This window comes from Mesorhizobium sp. M0751 (genome assembly GCF_040320265.1).
Taxonomy (GTDB): Bacteria; Pseudomonadota; Alphaproteobacteria; order Rhizobiales; family Rhizobiaceae; genus Mesorhizobium.
The window spans coordinates 190,024-209,895 of sequence record NZ_JAMYPH010000002.1 but is presented as its reverse complement, the minus strand read 5'-3'; the positions used below and the strand labels follow the sequence as shown (position 1 = coordinate 209,895).

The following is a 19,872-nucleotide window of genomic DNA, read 5'->3' as shown; positions in this document are numbered from 1 at the left end:
CTTACTTCTTCAGCTGGTCGCGCAACGCGGCGAGCTTGGCGAAGGGCGAGTCCGGATCGAAGCGGACCGGGCGTTCCTCACGCGGCTTTGGCTGGAAGGCGGGTTTTGCGCCTTGGGCGCCGCCTTTGCCGTCCTGCCGGCCAGCCTTCCAGTCGGGCCGATTTTCGCGCCGGTCGGGACGTTCGCCTTGCGGCTTGCCGGCGCGCTGCTCCGCCGCCTCGCCTTGCGGCCTCGGCTTGAACTTGCTGCGGTCGAAGCGCGGCTTGCCGGCGCCGTCGCGCTGGTCGTGGCGCCCCTGACGGGCGGGCCCGTCGCCCGGCGTCGGTTGCGCGCCGGCATCTACCGGCGCATCGACGCGGCCGCCCGGCGCAGCTTGACCATTGCGCGCACGATTGTCCCGATGATTGTCCCGGGGGCGGTTGTCATGCTGGCGATGACGTGGGCGCTGGTCGAAACGAGCCTGCCGCCACAACAGGATGGGTTTTGGCTCCTCGGCTTCTGGAGCAGCTTCGCCGGCGACGGCTTCCGCCGTTGCTGCAGGTTCGGCCGGCGATGCTTCCGCAGTTTCGAAAACCGGCGGCTCTGCCGGTGCCGTAGCCTCAGTTTCCGCCCCAAGTTCCGCCCTTGGCTCAGCCGCGGGTTCCGCAGGCGCTTCAGCAGTCGCCTCGGCGGCGGGCCGGGTCTCTTGCGTGACTTCTGCCGCAGCTTCTGGGGCTGGAGCTTCCGCGACAGGCTCTGCCGCCGCTTCGGTCGCGGCTTCGGCTGCAGCCTCCGCAACTGGGGTCGCATCCGACACTGGTTCGGAAACCTCCGCCTGCGGCTCTGCCGCGGCAGATGCTTCCGCTATCCTCGCCTGCTCGACTCGCGCAGCCTCTTCCGCCGCCTGCTTTGCAGCGGCAGCTTCACGCGCGGCATTGTCCTGTGCTTCGAGCCGCGCCTTGACCTCGGCTGCCGGTTTGGCATCGGCGCGATAGCCGAGTCCCTTCAGGATTTCTTCCATGTCGTCGGCGGTGGCGCCGAGAATCGACATCATCGGCGGCGTCACCATGAAGGACTGACCGTCATAGGCGCCGTCGGGGCGAGGGCCGAGGCCCGGCTTCCAGTTGGTCGCCGGCCGGATCAGGTCGGCCAGCCGTTCGAGAATGTCGACGCGCACAGCACGCCGGCCAAGATTGCGGTAGCCGGCCAGCTTGTAGAAGGTCTTGTCGAAGGTCGGATCGATGACCACCGAGGTGCGGCCGGAGGCCAGTGCGTGAACGACATCGCCGAAGCCGGGCTTGTCCTTGCCGTCGTTTCTCAGCGCCCACAGCAGCGTTATCAACCCGGCCGGCGCCGGTTTGATCAGCGCCGGCACGAAGACATGATAGGCGCCGAAGCGCACGCCGAGACGGCGAAGCGCCGCGCGGCCTTCCTGGTCGAGCGACTTCATCTCGTCGGCAATGTCGCGACGGTTGATGAGGCCGAAATGCTCGACAAGCTGGAAAGCGATGCCGCGGCCGATGCCGGTGATCTGCTCGGCATTCTTGAGATCGACCAGCGGCTTCAGCAGGGATTCGATCTGGAAATTGACGAAGCGCTCGGCGCGCGCCGCAACCTTGTCGCGGGCCGGGCCGGTGAGTTGCTCGTCGGCGAGCAGAACGAGACGCGGCTTCAAAGCGTCTTCGCCGGCAACCAGCGTGCCGATCGGGGCGCCGATCCAGCGCAGCGTGCCATCCGAACCCAGCGCAATGTCGCCATTGGCAGAGGCGCCGAAGCGCTCGGCCCGCGCCTCGAACTCGGCGGCAAGCGCCTTCTGCGCCGCCGCCCGCACTGCCTTGGCGTCCTCGCCGCCGGCGCTCTGGTCGGCGGTGAAGCGGAAACCCTGCAACTCGCCGACGTGATGGCCTTCGACGAGGACAGTTCCGGTTGGGCTGATTTCGGCTTCAGGCATCGTGTTTTCTCTAAGGCGCCGCATGAGGACGGAAGTCCTGCGGTCTACAAAACGTTTCGTCAACCGCTCATGCAGCGCATCCGACAATCTGTCTTCGATTTCGCGCGTCTTTTCCTGCCAGTGTGCCCGATCGGCCAGCCAGCCGGGCCGGTTGGAAACGAAGGTCCATGTGCGGATCTGGGCAATCCTGTGCGATAGCGTGTCGATGTCGCCTTCGGTGGTATCGGCACGGCGCACCTGCTCGGCCATGTAGTTCTCGTCGACATGGCCGTGCCTGGCAAGGTCCATGTAGATGGAGGCGATCAAGTCGGCGTGCTGGGCCGGCGCGATCTTCCTGTAGTCGGGCAGCGCGCAGGCTTCCCACAGCAGCGCCACGCGTCTGGCATCGGTGGTGAGTGCCCGGACGTCCTCGTCGCGCGACAGATGCTCGAGCGCCTGCGCGTCTACTGCCGGCAGTGCGCGCGTCAGACCTTCGACCGGGGCGTTGGTCTCAATCGAGCGCTTCAGCGCATCGAGGTTGGCGAAATCGAAATGCGCGGTGCGCCACTGCAGCACTTTCACCGGGTCGAAATCATGCGCCTCGATCTTCTTGACCAGTTCCTCATCCAGCGGATCGACCTGGCCGGTGACGCCGAAGGTGCCGTCGCGCAGATGCCGGCCGGCGCGGCCGGCAATCTGGCCGAGCTCGGCCGCCGTCAGGTTGCGGTACTGGTAGCCGTCGAATTTACGGTTCTGGGCGAAGGCGACGTGTTCGAGGTCGAGGTTGAGGCCCATGCCGATGGCGTCGGTGGCGACGAGGTAGTCGACGTCTCCCGACTGGAACAGCGCCACCTGGGCGTTGCGGGTGCGCGGGCTGAGTGCGCCGAGCACGACGGCGGCACCGCCCTGCTGGCGGCGGATCAGCTCGGCGATGGCATAGACCTCGTCGGCCGAGAAAGCGACGATCGCGGTGCGCCGCGGCAGGCGGGTCAGCTTCTTCGAGCCGGCATAGGCAAGGTGCGATAGCCGTGGCCGGGTCACCACCGACACGCCCCGCAGCAGGCGCTGCAGGATGCCGTGCATGGTGGCCGCACCCAGCAGCAGCGTCTCCTGGCGGCCGCGCAGATGCAGGATGCGATCGGTGAAGATGTGGCCGCGTTCGAGATCGCCGGCGAGCTGGACCTCGTCGATGGCAACGAAGGCGGCGTCGGTCTCGCGCGGCATCGCTTCCACGGTGCAGACCGAGTATTTCGCGCCAGCCGGCTGGATCTTTTCCTCGCCGGTGATGAGCGCAACCTTATGGGCGCCGACCTTCTCGCAGACGCGCGTATAGACCTCGCGGGCAAGCAGCCTGAGCGGCAGGCCGATGACGCCGCTTTCATGCGCCACCATCCGTTCGATGGCGAGATGGGTCTTGCCGGTGTTGGTCGGGCCGAGCACGGCCGTCACGTCTCGACCCGACAGGATCAGCGGTTCAGTGTGTTTCGGATGGATGTTCATCGGCCTGGAAATAAGGCTCTCTGCCTCGCATTGTCGGGAGCGCGCCCATATTGGCCGCGTATGACAGGCGACACATAGGGATTTCGGGCGCGAAGCGAAAGCGGAATGTGCCGAGGGCGGGCCGATTGGTAGCTTCAAAGCCAAAAATCTGTTCCCGATTAACAGTTGGAACGAGTCTGGAACGAATCAGCGACGAATCACTGACTCGCGCTGATTCAGGTTTTGTTCACGGCTACATCTGGGCTTTCTGCCGGCGAATCTCACCACATGCTGAATCCCGGAAACTGGCCCGATTCATGCAGGCGGCATCCAAGCCAGCACCACGGTTAACCTTTGCCGGTGAATGATCGTGGCCGGCCAACCTGCTTCGCGCAACATTATGAAATTATTGATGTTTCCTAATGCGCTTCAATCATTTCGAGGGTGTTTTCAGCTCTCGCCGTTAACGTTCCGCTCAAAGCCGGAACGAATCGGCGACGAATCAGAGATAGCCGAAGTTTCTTGGTTTGTTCACTGCAACATGTTGTGTTGTGAACAGCTTTTCCACCGAGAATCCACATGCTGCCGGGCGGTTTTTGCACAGGTTGCGCAGCGGCCGTTAACCTTTGTGTACCGAATTGGGGCAGCGTGTTGCATCGAGATCTTGCAACGGGAAGACCGCTATAGAAACGGGCCGTTTTGCAGGCCCGTTCGTCCAAGCGCGTATCTATCTCAACGTAAAGATAAACGGTCAGGCGATGTACTGACCGCCATTGGCTGATATGGTCGAGCCGGTGATGAAACCGGCATCGTCGGAAGCGAGGAAGACGACGCAGCGCGCGATCTCCTCCGGCTCGCCGAGACGGCCGACCGGGATGTGCGGGATGACGCGCTCGTTAAGCACCTTCTCGTCCATCGCCTTGACCATCTCGGTGGCGATGTAGCCGGGGCAGATGACGTTGACGGTGATGCCGGCGCGCGCGCCTTCCTGGGCCAGTGCCTTGGTGAAGCCGATATCGCCGGCCTTCGAGGCCGAATAGTTGACCTGGCCGACCTGGCCTTTCTGGCCGTTGATCGAGGAGATGGTGATGATGCGACCGAACTTGCGGTCGCGCATGCCGCCCCACAACGGATGTGTCATGTTGAAGACGCCGGAAAGGTTGGTGTCGAGGACCTCTTTCCATTGCTCGCGCGTCATCTTGTGGAACATCGCGTCGCGAGTGATGCCGGCATTGTTGACCAGCACCGAGACGGGACCGAGATCGGCCTCGATCTGTTTGATGCCGGCGGCGCAGGCCTCGTAGTCGGCGACCGACCATTTATACACCGGGATGCCGGTTGCGGCCTTGAACTTTGCCGCCGCTTCCTCATTGCCGGCGTAGTTTGCGGCCACCGAATAGCCGGCGCTTTTCAACGCGACCGATATCGCCGCGCCGATGCCGCGCGACCCGCCTGTGACGATTGCAACCTTTGTCATGTGTCCTCCCGGGAAATGCAGATGACTGAGCGTTGAAGCGGTGGGGTTTGCCCTCTACTCCCTACTCGCTTTGCGCCAGCATCCTATTCGTATCGCTTATCTCATCACAATGCTTCCACGCACATGGCAACACCCATGCCGCCGCCGATGCACAGCGTCGCAAGACCTTTATTGGCACTTCTGCGGCGCATCTCGTAGACCAGCGTGTTGAAGATGCGGGCGCCCGAGGCGCCGACCGGATGGCCGATGGCGATGGCGCCGCCATTGACGTTGACGATCGCCGGGTCCCAGCCCATGTCCTTGTTGACGGCGCAGGCCTGCGCGGCGAAGGCCTCGTTGGCTTCGACCAGATCGAGGTCGCCGACCGACCAGCCGGCCTTGGCCAGCGCCTTGCGCGAGGAGGGGATCGGTCCCGTCCCCATGATCTGCGGGTCGACACCGGCGGTCGCCCAGGAAACGATACGCACCAGAGGTGTGATGCCGCGCCTTGCGGCTTCCGCTTCGGTCATCAGCACCACGGCGGCGGCGCCGTCGTTGATGCCGGAAGCATTGGCTGCTGTCACCGTGCCTTCCTTGTCGAAGGCCGGCTTGAGCTTGGTCATGGCGTCGATTGTCGCGCCGTGGCGGATGTATTCATCCTGGTCGACTACGGTGTCGCCCTTCCTGCCCTTGACGGTGAAGGCAACGATCTCGTCCTTGAATTTTCCGGCTTTCTGCGCGGCTTCGGCCTTGTTCTGGGAAGCCAGTGCGAACTGGTCCTGGTCGTCGCGGGTGATCTGGAACTGGCGGGCGACGTTCTCTGCGGTGTTGCCCATATGATAGCCGTAGAAGGCATCGGTCAGGCCGTCCTTGATCATGGTGTCGATCAGCTTGAAGTCGCCCATCTTGACGCCACCGCGCAGATGCTGCGCATGCGGAGCCATCGACATCGATTCCTGGCCGCCGGCAACGATGATCCTCGCGTCGCCCTGGGCGATCTGCTGCATGCCGAGCGCGATGGCGCGCAAGCCCGAGCCGCAGAGCTGGTTCAGGCCCCAGGAGGTCGCCTCCTGCGGCACGCCGGCGGCCATTGCCGCCTGCCGCGCCGGGTTCTGCCCTTGAGCCGCGGTCAGGATCTGGCCGAGAATGACCTCGTCCACCTCCTTGCCGTCGACGCCGGCACGGACCAGCGCTTCCCTGACGGCGACCGCACCCAATTCATGGGCTGGCGTGTTGGCGAAGGCGCCGTTGAAGGAGCCGACGGGCGTGCGCGCCGCACTGGCGACAACGATGGCGTTGGAAGCGGACATGTTCTTCTCCAGGCTTTCGGGGAACGATTTCGGGTGCCGTCGGGGACTTTTCTTGCCCTTTCCACAACCCGAGTCAAACCCGAAATGGGTAGGGCGTTGCTCCGTCGCAAGCAGGCCGCGCGTCGCGGCGACGGCAGCCCATCCGTGCTGCGCAGCATAAAATGTTCTCGCACTGCACAAACTGCTTGGATTCATGACGCTTTTGCGCATATCCTTTAAAAAGGCGCAATCGTTACCGGCGGCTTACTTAAGCTGCCCGGTGTCCGGGGAGGATGCAGATGGCCGCAAAAGACGAACCTATTGTTATCAAGAAATATGCCAATCGCCGTCTCTACAATACGGGCACCAGCACCTATGTGACGCTCGAGGATCTCGCTGAAATGGTCAAAAAAGGCGAGGACTTTACTGTCCAGGACGCCAAGACCGGTGACGACATCACGCATCCGGTACTGACCCAGATCATCTTCGAGCTGGAGAACAAGGACGGGCAGAACATGCTGCCGATCCCGTTCCTGCGTCAGCTTATCGCCTATTACGGCGACCAGATGCAGATGATCGTGCCGAGCTTTCTCGAGCAGTCGATGCTGGCCTTCTCCAAGGAGCAGGAACGCTTTCGCGAGCAGATGAAAGATGCCCTTGGCAAGTCGCCGATGGACATGATGAAGATCGCCACGCCGATCAAGGTTCTGGAGGAGCAGACTCGGCGCAACATGGAAATGTTCCAGAACGCCATGCGGCTGTTCACGCCGTTCCCGCCCGCGGGCTCTGCGCCGGCAGCAGCACCGGCCGAACCGGCCAAGAAAGAAACACCGGAAAAACCCGACGACCTTCAGGAGTTGAAGGAGCAGATCGCCGCGATGCAGCGCAAGCTCGACACGATGTCGTGACTGCCGGCAGGCGAAGCGCCGCGTCGAACCTTCCTTGAGGTGCCGCTGAGACTTCGCAAGCAGCGCGGCTAGAGTTGCTCCGGCAGGGGTCCCTGGTAGCGGGCGCGCGGCCGGATCAGGCCGCTGCTTGTCACCTGCTCCACGGCATGCGCGGCCCAGCCGACGCCGCGGCCGAGCGCGAACAGGCGGAACGGCGCATCGGACGGCAAACGGAGACTGCGCGTCAGCGCAGCCAAGGCGAAATCGACGTTCGGGCGCATGCCTGTTGCCGCAAAGGCCGCATCGCAAAGCCGTGACAGCCCATCATCGACATCTATCGCGGCCAGCAACGGTTCCGCACGCGGATCGCCGTCGGGATAAAGCGGATGGCCAAATCCGGGCAGTGGCCTGTCGTGACCGAGCCAGCGACCGACAGCCGCATCCGGCCCCAATCTCTGCGCATCCTCGCCCAACATCACGACCGCCTCCGCAGCGCCGCCATGGCGCGGACCGGAGAGGGTGGCGAGGCCGGCAAGCAGGCAGGCCGAAACAGGTGCGCCGGTGGACGCGGCGACCCGCGCGGCGAAGGTCGATGCGTTCAGTTCGTGATCGGCCAACAGCACGAGCGAGCGGCGGATCAAGTCTGCGCCGGCAGCATCGAGGGACCAGCCCTGCGCCAGCCTTTCATGCACGGCACCGCTTCCGCGAACCGCGCCGAGCGCCAGGGCCAAAGCGGCGATAGCGCCGGCCGCATCGTGGTTGAGCGAAGCCAATCGGCGGCCGAGCGAAGGCCGTCCGTTGGCCGCCAACGCGGCCAATTCCGCGAAGGCCGCCGATTGGCCAGTTGCGCCGTTGCCATGGCGGCTCGCCGACCCGAACGACACTGGTGCGCCAGATGCCCAAAGCAGGTTTGCCGTCTGCTCCAGCGTGGCTGTCTCGGAGAGCGTGACCGCATCCTGGCCGCGATAGACGAGGCGGCCGTGCAAAACGGTCGAGATCGTGGTGGCGATCGCCGGCTCACCCCAGGCAATTGCACTTTCGGCTATTGCCTGGGGATTTCGGCCGCGCGCCCGGCGGCTCGCCAGCGCCGCGATGTCGTCGGCGCGATACTGGCTGCGGCGTGGGTCGGCCCGATCCGGCCGCATGCCAATGCGTCCGCGGCTGACATAGGCATAGAGGGTCTGGGCGCGCACCCTGAGACGCTCCAGGGCTTCGTCCCGCGTCAGCCACTCCGTCATGTCAGCCTTGTCATGTTGATTCAGTTGATCAACATTGATGGTCCAGTCGCCAACCCTTATCTACCGCCCGGAAAGGGTCAAGGAGAAAACCAATGGCGAATGGGCTCGATGATGTGGTGGCGGCGGAAACGGTGCTCTCCGATGTTGACGGTCTTGCTGGCCGCCTGACCATCCGGGGCCATTCGTTGCCCGACCTGGCAGGCCGCTGGAAATACGCCGAGGTGGTTCATCTGCTGTTCGACGGCTTTTTCGACGATCTTCCCGACGGCAGGGAGCTGGCGAACGCAATCGGTCGGGCGCGCAGCGAAGTGTTCGAGCTGATCGAACCCTTGTTGCCGTTTCTCGCATCCCTCGATATCTACAGCGCGATGCGCGCCGGCATTGCCCTGCTGCCGGATGGTGACAAATTGCCGGACGCGCTGCGGCTGGTTGCAGCACCTGCCGTGCTGACGCCGGCCTTGCTGCGCTTGCAGCGCGGCGAAAGCCCGATTGCGCCTGATAGCAAGGCCGATCATGCCGCCGACATGCTGCGGATGCTGACCGGCATTGCGGCCTCGCCGAAATTGGCGAAGGCGCTCGATACCTATCTGGTGACGGTTTGCGACCATGGCCTCAACGCGTCGACCTTCGCCGCGCGCGTGGTCGCCTCGACGCAGGCTGGGCTTGCTTCGGCGGTGCTGGCCGGGCTCGGAGCGCTCAAGGGGCCGCTGCATGGCGGCGCGCCAGGTCCGGTGATCGAGATGCTGGATGCGATCGAGGCGCATGGCGACGCCGCCGGCTGGCTGCGCGACGAGATCGGGCGCGGCCAGCGCATCATGGGCTTCGGGCATCGCATCTACCGCGTGCGCGATCCGCGTGCCGACGTGCTGAAAGCGGTGGTGCGGCAACTCGGCGCCAAGGGCGAAGTCGGCCACCGGCTGGCGTTTGCCGAAAGCGTGGAGCAAGCGGCGCTCGAAGTGCTTCGCATCGCCAAGCCGTCGCGCTCGCTCCAGACTAATGTCGAGTTCTTCACAGCACTTCTGCTGGAAGCGGCGGGCTTTCCAAAAGAGGCGTTCACCAATGTCTTTGCTGCCGGGCGCGTCGCCGGCTGGATCGCCCATGCGCGCGAGCAGCAGACGAGTGGACGGCTGATCCGGCCGCAGTCGCGCTATATCGGGCCGGTGCCGGACCTCGTCGCCTGAGGATTTTTCCCCGAATGCTTTACGGAAACCGGCCCGCTACAGCCGGTGCCGGACACCTCTCTCTTCAAGATGAGAGAGGTCTACATGACAAAAATTTCATGTCATTGCTCCACACATCCGCTGTTCTTGGGTGACAGAGAACCTATATGCTGCAGTGCAGCATGGTTCCACGGGAACCCGCCTCGAAAGGAATAAGCCGCCTTGACCGCTAGAAAAACCGCCATCGTCACCGGTTCAACCTCGGGCATCGGCCTGGCCATTGCCCACGCACTCGCGGCCGAAGGCTGCAACATCGTCGTCAATTCCTTTTCCGACACCGCCGACGACCACGCCATCGCCGACGCGATCGCGAAGCACCACAAGGTGAAGACCGTCTACGTCAAGGCCGACATGTCGAAGCCGGCCGAGTGCCGGGCTTTGGTGGCGAAGGCAGCCGAGACATTCGGCTCGATCGACATCCTGGTCAACAATGCCGGCATCCAGCATGTCGCGCCGGTTGAAAGCTTCCCGATCGAGAAGTGGGATGCGATCATCGCTATCAACCTGTCATCGGCCTTCCATACGATCGCAGCCGCCATCCCGTTGATGAAACAGGCCGGTGGCGGCCGGATCGTCAACGTCGCCTCGGCCCACGGCCTGGTCGCGTCGCCGTTCAAGTCGGCCTATGTCTCGGCCAAGCATGGCATTATGGGCTTGACCAAGACTGTCGCCCTGGAGTTGGCGCGCGACAAAATCACCTGCAATGCCATTTGTCCGGGCTATGTGTTGACGCCGCTGGTCGAGGCGCAGATCAACGACCAGATGAAGGCCAACAAGATGGACCGCGAGACGGTGGTCCGCGAGGTCATGCTCGAAAAGCAGCCGACCAAGGAGTTCGTCACCGTCGAGCAGGTTGCGGCGGCCGCGGCGTTCCTATGCTCGGATGCGGCGGCGCAGATCAACGGCACGCACATCTCTGTCGACGGCGGCTGGACCGCTCAGTGAGCCTTCCAGCGGTCAAGGGCCACGCCATGCCGAAAAACGGCAAGGCGGAAGAGCCAAAGAAGATCAACATCGCGCTGCAAGGCGGCGGTTCGCACGGGGCATTTTCCTGGGGCGTGCTCGATCGGCTGCTCGAGGACGGGCGCCTCGATATAACCGCGGTTTCGGGCACCAGTGCCGGCGCCATGAATGCCGTGGCGCTGGCCGACGGCTTTGTCCGCGGCGGGGTCGAGGGCGCGCGGCGGAAGCTCGATGATTTCTGGCGTGCGGTGGCGGCAAAGGGCCGCTTCAGCCCGGTGCAGCGCATGCCTTGGGACGTCGCCTGGGGCAATTGGTCGTTCGAGAACACGCCCGGCTATTTCCTGTTCGATACGATGTCTCGGGTATTTTCGCCCTATGTCGCCAATCCGCTCGCCATCAATCCGCTGCGCGACGTGGTCGAACGTGAGATCGATTTCGACAATGTGCGCGCCTGCAAGTCGATGGAACTGTTCATTTCCGCCACCAATGTCGAGACCGGCCAGTTGCGGGTCTTCTCGGACGGCGAGATCGACCTCGACACGGTGATGGCGTCGGCCTGCCTGCCGCAATTGTTCCGTGCCGTCGAGATCAAGGGCGTGCCCTATTGGGATGGCGGCTATGGCGGCAACCCGGCACTGTTCCCGTTCTTCAAGACGGCGGCCACCGAGGACGTGCTTTTGGTGCAGATCAATCCGGTGGTCCGCGAGGGGACGCCGAAGAGCGCCAATGAAATCCAGAACCGCATCGACGAGATCACCTTCAATGCCGGGCTGTTGCGCGAATTCCGCTCGATCGCCTTCGTCAAGGAATTGATCGCCGCCGGCCGATTGCCGCACGGCGAATATCGCGACATCCGCATGCACCGCATCGATGCCGACGAAGCGTTCAAGGATCTGTCGGCATCGTCCAAGGTCAATGCCGAATGGGCGTTCCTTGCCTATCTGCGCGACCTCGGCCGCACCGCAGCCAGTGACTGGCTGGAAGAAAATTATGACGCCGTCGGCAAGCGGCCGACGATCGATCTGTCCGGCGAGCTCGACGACGGCTTGAAGCCGGTGCGCGGGCCGGCGCCGGGCCGGAGGGTCAAGGAATTTCTTGCGGCGCGCAAGCAGCCCGAGGCCGCCCGCCGTCCGGCCTAGAACGGTTCATCGCTGCACGGAAACGCCGAACCGCTCTATTTTTTGTTTTGACGCAATTCCGACGGAAAACCGTTTCACACATTTTCTGGAATTGCTCTGGCTCCTCCGCAAAGCAGATGACATCGCAATCTGTCCAATCATCCTGACACTTGCTGCCATACCGCTGTTTTGGCGATCAACAGCCGATGCTGCAGCCGCATCTTTGCGGACAAAGCAACAATCCATCAACTTTTCTGACTATATTGCGACGCAACTTTGAGGTAGAAGCGCGCTTCGCCGATCACGGCAATTTGAATACGGCCTCGCGCGCACCCATATCGGCGACGCGCCCCAAGTAGAAGATGCGGCCTGGCCGAACCCCGCGCACTGGAAAAAATGACGATGCCGAAATTCAGGTTTCACAAGCTTGCAGCCATTGTTGTGCTTATCGGGTTCGCCGGCTGGATGGCGACAGGCGAATTCTCGTCCGTTGGCAGCGCATCCGCCGACAACAAGCCCAAGTCAGGAGAGGTCGACCAGCCCAAGGCCGCCGACGCAGCCAAGCCGGGGACTGCCGGGGCGGAACAGCCCAAGGCGCCCTTGCGCACGGTCGCGGTCATAACCCCGCCACGGCGCACCTATGCACGCGCTATCCGCATTTCCGGACTGACCGAAGCCGATAAGCGCGCCGTCCTGGCGACACGCGTCGCCGGCGTCATCGACAAGCTGCCGGTCAAGCAGGGTCAGCACGTCAAGACCGGCGACCTGATCCTGATGCTTGCCGCCGAGGAAAAAATCTCGGCGGTCGACAACGCCAAGCAGCTTGTCGTGCAACGTGAGGCAGAGCTGGCTGCTGCCCTGCGGCTGATGAAAACCGGCAACCTGCCGACGCTGCAGCTCGATACGGCCCGCTCCAACCTGTCGCTGGCCAAGTCGCAACTGGACGCCGCGCAAGCTGAGCTCGACCGCAATGAGGTGAAGGCGCCCTTCGACGGCGTTATCGACCGGGTGCCGGTGGAGCTTGGCAGTTCGGTGATGCAGGGCGGCGAGGTGGCTACCATTCTCAGCCTCGACCCGGTGATTGCACGCGGCGAAGTCAGTGAACGCGATCTCGGCTATCTGAAGATCGGCGACAAGGCGAATGTGCGTCTGGTCAGCGGCCAGAATGTCGAGGGCATGGTGCGCTACATCAGCCGGGATGCATCTTCGGCAACCCGTACCTTCCGGGTCGAAGTCGCCATCCCTAACGCCGATGGTTCCGTACCGGCCGGCATGACGGCCGAAATCGCGCTCAGCGCCCAGCCGACCGACGCCGTGATGCTGCCGCGGTCGGTGGTGACGCTCGGCGACAAGGGCGACCTCGGCATCCGCGCCGTCGACAAGGACGACAAGGTCGTGTTCTTCCCGATCGACCTGGTCGACGACACGCCGACCGGCCTGGTGCTCGGCGGCATTCCGGCCGACGCCCGCATCATCGTCGCCGGCCAGGAGCTGGTGAAGGAGGGCGAAGTGATCAAGCCGGTCGAGGCCGACCAGGCGACCATTCAAAAGCTGTTGGGCGAAGCGACGACCGGGACGCAGTAATCATGGACATCGTCAAACTTGCAATCAGCAATGCCCGGCTGACCATTGCGGTCCTGGTCTTTCTCATCGTTGCCGGTGCGGTCGCCTACCAGTCGACGCCGAAGGAAGCGGAACCCGACGTCCCGATTCCGATGATGTATGTCAGCCTGATCTACCAGGGCATCTCGCCGGAAGACTCCGAACGCCTCCTGCTGCGGCCGATGGAAGCCAAGCTGAAGAGCCTGAAGGGCTTGAAGGAGATGCGATCGGCCGCCTTCCAGGGCGGCGGTTATGTGCTGGTCGAATTCCAGCCACAGACGGATCTCGCCACCGCGCTGCAGGACACGCGCAGCAAGGTGCAGGACGGCAAGGCCGACCTGCCGCAAGCGGCTGAGGAGCCCGTGGTCTCCGAGGTCAACATCTCCGAATTCCCCGTCCTGGTCGTGACGCTGTCGGGCGAGGTGCCCGAGCGCGTGCTGACGGCAGCGGCGCGCGAGCTGCGCGACCGCATCGAGGAAGTGCCTGGCGTGCTCGAGGGCTCGCTGCAGGGTGCGCGCGACGACCTCGTCGAAGTGGTCATCGATCCGATGAAGCTGTCTTCCTACGGGCTGCAGCTCGACCAGTTGATCGGTGCCGTCGGCGCTTCCAACAGTCTTGTCGCCGCCGGCAATATCGAAGGGTCCGAGGGCAAATACGCGGTCAAGGTGCCCTCGCTTATCGAGACGCCAGAGGATGTGGCGGCGCTTCCGGTCGTCGCCGGCCCCAATGCGGTGGTCCAGGCCAAGGATATCGCCATCATCCGCTCGACCTTCAAGGACGCTGAGACGGTTACCCGCCTCGACGGCAAGCCGGCGATTGCCATCGAGGTGAAGAAGCGCATCGGCTCCAACCTGATCGATACGATTGGCAAGGTCAGGGAGGTGTCCGACGCCTTCATCAAGACGATGCCGGAGGGCATGCACGTCACCTACACGCAAGACAAGTCCGTCTTCGTGAACCAGTTGCTCGGCGATTTGCAGAACCACGTGATGATCGCCGTCATCCTGGTGTTCATCGTTATCCTCTATGCCCTGTCTGGCCGTGCCTCGCTGCTGATCGGATTGGCCATCCCCTCATCCTTCCTGATCGGCATCCTGTTGCTGGCAATGATGGGCTACACGATCAACATGATCGTGCTGTTCAGCCTCATCCTGGCGGTCGGCATGCTGGTCGACGACGCCATCATCGTCACCGAATTCGCCGAGCGACGCATGAGCGAGGGCATGCCGAAGGAGCAAGCGTTCGCGCTTGCCGCCAAGCGCATGGCTGGCCCGGTCATCGCGGCGACGATGACGCGCATTGCCGCCTTCTCGCCGCTGTTGTTCTGGCCGGGCATCATCGGCGACTTCATGAAATATATGCCGATCACGCTGATCGTGACGCTCTCGGCCTCGATGCTCTATGCGCTGGTCTTCGCGCCGACGCTGGGCGCCATATTCGCCAAGGCGCCGGCCCATCACCCCGACGACAATCGCGACGGCTGGTACATGGCCGTGGTCAAGCAGGCGGTGCATTATCCCATCACCGTGCTTGTCCTCACTGTGGCGCTGTTGTTCGGCGTCGGCTACGCCTATTCGAAATTCGGCGCCGGCGTCGAATTCTTCCCGAATGTCGAGCCTGACTACGGCCTGCTCTATGTGCACGCCCGCGGCAATCTTTCGCTTGCCGAAATGGATGCGGCCACCAAGACGGCGGAAAACCGGCTGCTCGGCTGGCCGGGCGTTAAGTCCGTCTATACCCGTGTCGGCAAGACGCAGGGCGGCGGCCAGGACGTTCCGGAAGACGTGGTCGGCGTGATCCAGTACGAATTCGTCGACTGGCGCGAGCGCAAATCGGCGAACTCAATCCTGGACGAACTGCGCGGCGTGATGGCCGGCATCCCCGGTGTCGACGTCGAGGTTCGCGTGCCGGAAGCCGGCCCGCCCACCGGCAAGCCGATCCAGATCAGGCTTTCGGCCGTCGATCCAAAGGGCCTTGACGACAAGGCCCGCGCCGTTGCCGCGCGCATTGCCAAGGTGCCCGGCGTCATCGATATTTCCGACGGTCTGGCGCCGCCCGGCGTCGACTGGGCGCTCGAGGTCGATCGCGCCAAGGCCGCGCAGTACGGCATCAGCCCGACCGCGGTCGGAACGGTGGTGCAACTGGTGACCAACGGGCTCAAGCTCAGCGAGTACCGGCCCGCCGGCGCCGACGATGCCGTCGACATCAGACTGCGCCTGCCCGAGGATCGGCGCACGCTGTCGACGCTCGACGAACTTCGGGTGCAGACAGCGCAAGGCTCGGTGCCGATCTCGAACTTCGTCGTGCGCAAGCCGGAGCCGACGGTCGGTATCCTCAACCGCATCGACGGTGCGCGAACGGTGGTCGTCCAGGCCAACGTCGCTGCCGGCGCCCAGGTGGCTGCCGTCCAGCAGGAGGTCACCAAAGCTGTCGCAGACATGAACCTCGGCAGCGGCATTCGCTGGAAGCTTGCCGGTTCGAATGAGGACAGCGCGGAGGCCGGTGCCTTCCTCAGCAAAGCCTTCGGTGCGGCGATCTTCCTGATCTTCATCGTGCTTCTGGCCCAGTTCAACAAGTTCACCAGCGTCTGGCTGGTGCTGTCCTGCGTGGTCATGGCGACGATCGGCGTGTTCCTCGGGCTGCTGCTGACAGGCGAGGCGTTCGGCATCGTCATGTCGGGCATCGGCGTCATCGCCCTGGCCGGTGTGGTGGTGAACAACAACATCGTGCTGATCGACACCTATGACCGGTTGCGCGAAGAGGGCTGGGACAAATACGAAGCCGTTCTGCAGACCTGTCGCGAACGTGCCCGCCCGGTGGTGCTGACGGCAGTGTCGGCGATCCTCGGCGTGCTGCCAATTGCTTTCGGCCTCGGCCTCGAAATCTTCCATCACGAGACGACGATCAACGCGCCGTCGACGCAATGGTGGATTTCGCTGTCTTCGGCGATCGTCTTCGGGCTGTCCTTCGCCACCGTGCTGACGCTGGTGGTGACGCCGTCTATGCTGATGGTGTTCACTCGCGCCAAGCTCAAACCTGGTGCGCGTCGTGGCTGGTTCAGTCGCCTGTTGGGGCGTCGCAAGGCCGACATCCCGTCGAAAGGCCTGGACGCCGATCTGGGCGCCGAATCGGCGATCGCCTTCCCGAAGGCCGCCGAATAGAGTCGGATCGCCGTCCTGATCAAGCAAGGCCGCCCTGGAACAATGGGCGGCCTTCTGCATTGTTCCGTCATTGCAACCTCAAAGCGAGGATTTTCTGATGACGATCAGCACCATTCTCGTCATTATTCTTATTCTTATCCTGATCGGCGCGGTTCCGGCGTGGCCGCATTCCCGGTCCTGGGGTTACGGACCATCCGGCATCGTCGGTGTCATCCTGATCGTTGTCCTGGTGCTGCTGTTGATGGGCCGGATCTGAGCACAACGTCCCTCCCGAACAGCGGCGGATGACCATCAGGCCGCCTTTTTTGGTTTGTTGTTAGGCAACTTTTTGCGTCGTCTTGAGCGTGGCGATGCCGATATCCTCGAGCGCTGCCGACACTGCATCTTCCAGCGGCGTGTGCGGGATCGTACCGATAACGCTTTCCAGCCTGCCTGAAACCAGCCGGTGCGGCTCGAAGCGGAGATAGGACATCGAAACGATCTCGCGCCACATCGCCACGAACGGGCTGCCGGCGCGCAGCACCCACCACGGCATCATCGTCAGTTTCAACGTGCGCCCGAGCGCCTTCTCCGCGGCCGCCTTGATCGCCAGATCGGTCACCGCATGGCCGGGAAAGTTCAGCGCCTCGTAGGAGCCGAGCTTGCCGAGATTGTCCGCCAGCCCGACGAAAGCCTTGGCCAAGTCGGGCAGATAGGCCCATTCATGCACGAGATCCACCGGTCCCGGTGCCGTATAGACGCCCTTGGTCATCTTGGCGGCAACAACCAGATCGAACCACGATCCGCTGCCGGTACCACCGAAGAAATCACCGGCGCGCAGCAGGATCGTGCGCACCCGACCCGCGTCGGCCTCGCGGCGAAACAGGTCTTCCATGGCGACGCGGATGCGGCCCTTTTCCGTCGTCGGGCGGAATGGCGTGTCTTCGGTGATCACCGCCGGCATCGGCGAGCCGTAATTGTAGACGGTGCCCGGGAAGAGATGCAGCGCGCCATTCGCCCGGCAGGCGGCCATCACATTCTCGGCCATCGGCAGGCATTTGCTCCAGTCGGTGTAGAGCGGGTTGAGGCCGTTGAAAATGATATCGACGCCTTCGGTCGCGCGGATCAGCGCAGCACGGTCGAGCGCGTCGCCGGCGATCGCCGTGGCGCCTTTGAGTTCCGCCGGCACCTTGCCGCTGCGGGTGACGGCACGGACATCGTAGCCGGCATCGAGGAAGGCCTTGGCCACCGCGCGGCCGAGCCGGCCATTGGCGCCGAGAATTGCGATCTTGGTCATTGTTCGTCTCCGTGTTTGCGTATGACCCAATGTGATTTCTTCGCAAACGAATGGAAATTGACTAAAGCTGGCGATCTGATATTCAATTTTGAATGGACATAGACTGGAACTTGATCAAGAGTTTCGTCACGGTGGCGGAGACCGGCAGCCTGTCGGCGGCCGCGCGAAAACTTGCCGCGAGCCAGCCGACGCTCGGCCGCCACATCACCGAGTTGGAACGGGCGCTCGGTGTCACCCTGTTCCGGCGCGGGCGGCGCGGCTATGCGCTCACGGAAGCGGGCAGCACGCTCTTTGAGCGGGGCCGCGCGGTGAGCGAGCAGGCGAGCGCCTTTTCTCTGATGGCGCTGGGATCGGTCGAGGCGATCGAGGGTACGGTGCGCATTGCCGCCAGCGAAGTGGTGGCGGCCTATGTGCTGCCGGAAATGACTGCGCGGCTTGGGATCGAGGAGCCTGGCGTCGAGGTCGAGATCGTCGCGTCGAACCAGGTCGAGAATCTGCTGCGTCGCGACGCAGACATTGCCATCCGCATGGTCAAGCCGGCGCAGAATGAACTGGTCGCGCGCAAGGTGACCGATATTCCGCTCCGCGCCTGCGCGGCAAAATCCTACCTCGACCGGCGTGGCCGTCCGCGCGAGGCCCGCGATCTGGTCGACCACGATCTGGTCGGCTTCGACCGCAGCGATGGGATCATTCGCGGCTTCGCCCAATTCGGCGTGCCGCTCACCCGCAATGCCTTCCGCTTCAGGACCGACAATCAGATGGTGCTTTGGGAAGCGGTGCGGGCGGGAAACGGCATCGGCTTTGGCCAGGAGCCGCTGGCTGAGCGCGATGCGCTGGTGGAAACCGTGCTGCCGGACCTCCCGCTGCCGATGCTGCCGGTGTGGTTGGCCATGCACCGCGACGTGCGTACCAGCGTGCGCATCCGCCGCGTGGCGGATTTCCTGTCCGAAGAGTTGAAGCGCTATTCAGCCGGTGCTGCCTCGGCAGCGAATTCGGCGCGGTGAGCGAGCCCAGCCATCACCAGCACGACGATCAGTAGCCCAGAGAGAGCGACGAAGATCGGGCCGAAGCTCGAGTGTTCAGCGATGAAGCCGATCGCCGACGGCGCCACCAGAATGCCTGAGTAACCCATTGTGGTGACGACGCTCATGCCGGTGCCGGACGCCATGCCTTCCTGGTTGCCGCCGGCCGAAAAGATGATCGGCACCATGTTGGCAATGCCGAGGCCGCAAAAGGCAAAGGCGGCAATGGCCAGCCAAGGCGAGGGCGCCAGCCCGGCCACCAGCATGCCGGCAGCAGCGGCAAGAGCCGAGGCGCGCAACGTCGTAACGGCACCGAAACGGTTGCGAACGCCGTCGCCAAGAAAGCGCATGACGGCCATGACGCCGGAAAAGGCGGCGTAGGCCAGGCCTGCGATGGCAAGATCGGCGCCGAGTTCCTGCCGGAGATACAGCGCTGCCCAGTCGAGCACCGCGCCTTCGGAGATCATCGTCAGCAGCGCCATAAGTCCGACCAGATAGACCAGCGGGTTGGCCGGCAGCGCGAATTTGTGGTGCTCGGCGATTGGGTGCTTGTCCTCGGCGATCAGGTAGCGGACCGCTACGGCGATGACGGCGAAGGCAAGAGCCGTCACCATCGTCGCATGGGCGAGGTGACCGTAGTTCTGGATGGCGAAACCGCCCAAAGCGCCGCCGGCGAAACCGCCAAGGCTCCAGAAGCCGTGTGAGGACGACATGATGGCACGGGACAGCCGCCGTTCGACTGCCACTGCATTGGCATTCATGGCGACGTCCATGCCGCCGATCGAACCGCCGAAGATGAACATGGCGACTGCTGCAAGGGGCACGTTGGGGGCCAGAGCCACGACCAAAAGGCCGAAGCTGCCGGCAAGTCCGAACCAGCGCAGCACGGTGCGCGAGCCATGCTTCGAGATCAGATGGCCGCACCAGGTCATGGCTGTGACGGCGCCGGCGCCGAACAACAGAATCAGCAGGCCGAGCGTGAACTTGCTGATGTCCAGCCGGGTCAGGAACACCGGGATCTGCGGCGCCCAGCTGCCGGTCAGGAAGCCATTGGCGAGGAAGATGCCGGCCACTGCCCAGCGTCCACGAATCGCGGTCTGCGTGATTTTCTGCGCGTCCATCGGGTAGAATCCGGTCCGGAAATGGCTTTGCGCGGCAAATTAGATCGATTCAATTCACAGTCAAGCGCTCTTCGCCGAAAGTGCTTGGACCAGGCGCTACGTCCTCTCGCGTCGGCCAACCATCTCGGCGG

At 63.7% G+C, this 19,872-nt stretch carries 14 protein-coding genes; 8 read left to right on the top strand and 6 right to left on the bottom strand.

Annotation, left to right across the window (positions count from 1 at the left end; translation table 11 throughout):
* Position 1 precedes the first annotated feature (1 nt).
* The 3 genes from NKI19_RS03690 to NKI19_RS03680 form a co-directional block, all read right to left on the bottom strand.
* Entirely contained in the window at positions 2-3,409 is a 3,408-nt protein-coding gene (locus NKI19_RS03690; RefSeq protein ID WP_352564639.1) for a helicase-related protein, read from the bottom strand.
* 730 nt (positions 3,410-4,139) lie between these two features.
* On the bottom strand, positions 4,140-4,865 hold the full coding sequence (gene phbB, locus NKI19_RS03685; protein WP_023678447.1) for an acetoacetyl-CoA reductase: 726 nt from the start codon (positions 4,863-4,865) through the stop codon (positions 4,140-4,142).
* A gap of 104 nt (positions 4,866-4,969) precedes the next feature.
* Entirely contained in the window at positions 4,970-6,154 is a 1,185-nt protein-coding gene (locus tag NKI19_RS03680) for an acetyl-CoA C-acetyltransferase (RefSeq protein WP_352564637.1), read from the bottom strand.
* Positions 6,155-6,432: 278 nt separating this feature from the next.
* On the opposite strand from NKI19_RS03680, the gene phaR reads away from it, so the two are divergent.
* On the top strand, positions 6,433-7,041 hold the full coding sequence (gene phaR, locus NKI19_RS03675) for a polyhydroxyalkanoate synthesis repressor PhaR (protein WP_352564635.1): 609 nt from the start codon (positions 6,433-6,435) through the stop codon (positions 7,039-7,041).
* 68 nt (positions 7,042-7,109) lie between these two features.
* On the opposite strand, the gene NKI19_RS03670 is transcribed toward phaR, so the two are convergent.
* The gene (locus tag NKI19_RS03670) at positions 7,110-8,258 is read right to left on the bottom strand and encodes a citrate/2-methylcitrate synthase (RefSeq protein ID WP_352564633.1); all 1,149 of its coding nucleotides are present in this window, start codon (positions 8,256-8,258) and stop codon (positions 7,110-7,112) included.
* A 92-nt stretch (positions 8,259-8,350) separates the two neighbouring features.
* On the opposite strand from NKI19_RS03670, the gene NKI19_RS03665 reads away from it, so the two are divergent.
* From NKI19_RS03665 to NKI19_RS03640, 6 genes are all read left to right on the top strand, one after another.
* Positions 8,351-9,439, top strand: coding sequence for a citrate synthase/methylcitrate synthase (locus NKI19_RS03665; RefSeq protein ID WP_352564632.1), 1,089 nt, complete (start codon positions 8,351-8,353; stop codon positions 9,437-9,439).
* Positions 9,440-9,640: 201 nt separating this feature from the next.
* Positions 9,641-10,423, top strand: coding sequence for a 3-hydroxybutyrate dehydrogenase (locus NKI19_RS03660; protein ID WP_352564630.1), 783 nt, complete (start codon positions 9,641-9,643; stop codon positions 10,421-10,423).
* A 26-nt stretch (positions 10,424-10,449) separates the two neighbouring features.
* The gene (locus NKI19_RS03655; protein WP_352564735.1) at positions 10,450-11,580 is read left to right on the top strand and encodes a patatin-like phospholipase family protein; all 1,131 of its coding nucleotides are present in this window, start codon (positions 10,450-10,452) and stop codon (positions 11,578-11,580) included.
* 381 nt (positions 11,581-11,961) lie between these two features.
* Positions 11,962-13,143, top strand: a complete 1,182-nt coding sequence (locus NKI19_RS03650; protein ID WP_352564629.1) for an efflux RND transporter periplasmic adaptor subunit — start codon at positions 11,962-11,964, stop codon at positions 13,141-13,143.
* Positions 13,144-13,145: 2 nt separating this feature from the next.
* Positions 13,146-16,322, top strand: a complete 3,177-nt coding sequence (locus NKI19_RS03645; protein ID WP_352564627.1) for an efflux RND transporter permease subunit — start codon at positions 13,146-13,148, stop codon at positions 16,320-16,322.
* A 97-nt stretch (positions 16,323-16,419) separates the two neighbouring features.
* Positions 16,420-16,578, top strand: coding sequence for a DUF3309 family protein (locus tag NKI19_RS03640; RefSeq protein ID WP_352564626.1), 159 nt, complete (start codon positions 16,420-16,422; stop codon positions 16,576-16,578).
* A gap of 60 nt (positions 16,579-16,638) precedes the next feature.
* On the opposite strand, the gene NKI19_RS03635 is transcribed toward NKI19_RS03640, so the two are convergent.
* Positions 16,639-17,598: an SDR family oxidoreductase gene (locus NKI19_RS03635; RefSeq protein ID WP_352564625.1), complete on the bottom strand. Its 960-nt coding sequence runs from the start codon at positions 17,596-17,598 to the stop codon at positions 16,639-16,641.
* A 92-nt stretch (positions 17,599-17,690) separates the two neighbouring features.
* Between NKI19_RS03635 and NKI19_RS03630 the strand changes: the two genes are divergently transcribed.
* Positions 17,691-18,602: a LysR family transcriptional regulator gene (locus NKI19_RS03630; RefSeq protein ID WP_352564623.1), complete on the top strand. Its 912-nt coding sequence runs from the start codon at positions 17,691-17,693 to the stop codon at positions 18,600-18,602.
* On the opposite strand, the gene NKI19_RS03625 is transcribed toward NKI19_RS03630, so the two are convergent.
* On the bottom strand, positions 18,560-19,741 hold the full coding sequence (locus tag NKI19_RS03625) for an MFS transporter (protein WP_352564622.1): 1,182 nt from the start codon (positions 19,739-19,741) through the stop codon (positions 18,560-18,562). The genes NKI19_RS03630 and NKI19_RS03625 overlap by 43 nt on opposite strands.
* Positions 19,742-19,872 lie beyond the last annotated feature (131 nt).